Origin of the sequence: Pontibacter harenae, from assembly GCF_020907245.1 — a bacterium.
Lineage (GTDB): Bacteria > Bacteroidota > Bacteroidia > Cytophagales > Hymenobacteraceae > Pontibacter > Pontibacter harenae.
Genome location: NZ_JAJJWH010000095.1, coordinates 1 through 2,540, shown reverse-complemented (window position 1 = coordinate 2,540; position 2,540 = coordinate 1). Strand labels below are relative to the sequence as shown.

General features: G+C 47.3%; 1 protein-coding gene. It reads left to right on the top strand.

Translation table 11 applies throughout. The features are described 5' to 3' along the window. Nucleotides 1–52: 52 nt before the first annotated feature. On the top strand, nucleotides 53–2,101 hold the full coding sequence (locus LN893_RS20295; RefSeq protein ID WP_229973239.1) for a ComEA family DNA-binding protein: 2,049 nt from the start codon (nucleotides 53–55) through the stop codon (nucleotides 2,099–2,101). The last annotated feature ends 439 nt before the right edge of the window (nucleotides 2,102–2,540 follow it).

The following is a 2,540-nucleotide window of genomic DNA, read 5'->3' as shown; positions in this document are numbered from 1 at the left end:
CAAACAAAAATGCAAACATCATACATTGTGAACCACAACTGTTTTTTTATTAGTGCAGCCGCTACAGGCACAAGATTACCCACGCCAGCAAATTGATTTCGACCTGTTTGTGCAGGAGCTTTTTGCACAGCAAGAAGATGAGAATGTACCGTATGAGGACTTTTACGAAACACTTTTCCAGTACTACCAGCGCCCTCTCGACCTGAACAATACCACTCCCGAAGAACTCGCTTCACTTTTTATAATTTCACGCCCACAAATTACTTCGCTTTTCAACTACATGCAGGAAAACGGCAAGCTACTCAGCATTTATGAACTCCAGGCTGTGCCCAACTTCGACTTGATCACGATTTACCAACTCGTGCCTTTTGTTCGGGTGGAGGATGCAGGCCTAAATGCTGATCAGCGGCCCCTGTGGCAGCGGGTAATCGGTGAAGATAACAATGCGCTGGTGCTGCGCTACGAGCGCACGCTTCAGGTACGCAGAGGGTATACGCCTGTTGACTCCAGCAGCCGTTCCACTAGCCGCTACCTAGGCTCTCCCGCTAAACTTTTCCTGCGATACCGCACCAGCCACACACAAGACTATAGTTTAGGCTTTACAGCTGAGAAAGACGCTGGAGAAAGGTTCACCTGGTCGCCTGAAGACCGAACCTACGGCTTCGATTTTTACACGGCTCACCTGCATCTATACAATAAGGGCAAATTTAAAACCATTGCCTTAGGCGACTACCAACTACAGTTCGGCCAGGGTCTCCTGATGTCGTCGGGGTACAGCGTGGGCAAAGGCAGCGAAACCATCACCACCATTAGTCGTGCCAACTTAGGAATTAGGCCCTACAGCTCTGTACTGGAATATGCTTATTTTAGAGGTGCCGCTGCTACCTATAGTTTAGGCAACATTAACGTGACAGGCTTTTACTCGAACAAACGTGTAGATGCCAACCTACAGACGCAGCTAGATACTTTGCAGAATGTGGGAGATTTTTTCTCGGGCATACAGACAACAGGCTTCCACCGTACGCCCACCGAACTTACAAACAAAGGCCGTGTGCGCGAACAACTTTACGGAGCCAACGCCAGTTATCTGTCAAAAAACAGGACTTTGAACCTGGGCCTTACGGCTGTTGCCACGCATTATAGTTCTCCCATACAAAAGGCAGGAGCACCCTACCAGCGTTTCGAGTTTAACGGCACGAGCAACTATAATCTCGGCACGAACTACAGCTACACCTGGCAAAACGTATATTTGTTTGGAGAAACAGCTGTTTCTAAAAGCGGCGGTGTGGGAACTGTAAATGGCCTCATCGCCAACCTCTCGAATAAAGTGGAAATGGCTATGCTGTACCGTAGCTACGCCCGCAACTCCCATAGCTTTTATGGCGGCGCTTTTGGCGAGGCCACACGCAACATAAACGAACGCGGCTTGTACACGGGCATTAAGGTAAAGCCTTTTGCAAAATGGGAAATCACCGCCTACTACGACCGCTTCCGTTTTCCGTGGCTTCGCTACCGTATAGATGCTCCTTCTTATGGCGATGAATACCTGGTGCGCCTGCTGTTTAAGCCTAACCGCCAAACAACGCTTTATGCCCAATTCCGCACCGAAAGCAAAGGCTTAAACGCTCCAGAAAATACAACTGCTATAGATTATGTAGCGCAGGCGCTGCGAAGAAATTACCTGCTTTACTATGAATTTACACCCACTCCAGTCGTCAACCTGAAGTCGCGGGTGCAGTTTAGCAGCTTTGAACATGAGACACCTCGGCAGACAGGTTATTTAATTGCCCAGGACATCAATCTTAATTTTAGCCGCATTCGCCTCAGCACCCGTTATGCTCTCTTCGACACCGACAGTTACGACACCCGCCAATATGCTTATGAGCGGGATGTGCTTTATGCTTTCTCTATTCCAGCCTTCAGCGGCAGGGGCACCAGGATGTATGCGTTATTGCAGTTCCGTCCTTTCCAGAACATGGATGTCTGGATTAAGTATGGCCTGACGCACTACCGAAACCAGGACACGATTGGCTCTGGCCTTGAAACAATAGAAGGCCCCAGAAGATCGGATGTGAAGGCGCAGGTAAGGTATAAGTTTTAAAAAATACTGCTTTCATAAGTGCTGAGTCAAATTTTAAACTATACCATTTCGTATAAGCAACAGGAACAAGTTCAGATTCTACAGAGATCATAAGCTTTTGCCAAGTGCACAGATGACGATTTTTTGTCTGAGCGTTCAGCGAGTTCAAAATCGTCTTGATTCTTTTGCTTACTTTTCTCATCAAGGAGAAAAGTAAGGCCCAGCCGGCGAGGCGAAAAGCCTGCTAGTAACAATGTGCTTCACAAGTTGCAGAGGAGCTTGCAAGTCTTTATAAAACGTTGTGCAATGGTAGCTGCTTTATACGATTTGATATTACTTGTATCAAAACAAAAAAACAGGGACTTGAGCTATGAAGCATTCCTAGAATAACCTCTGCCATTGTATCCAACCACCCCTATCCCCAATGCCGTCAACTTAAGGTTCTTAGTTCGTATAAACC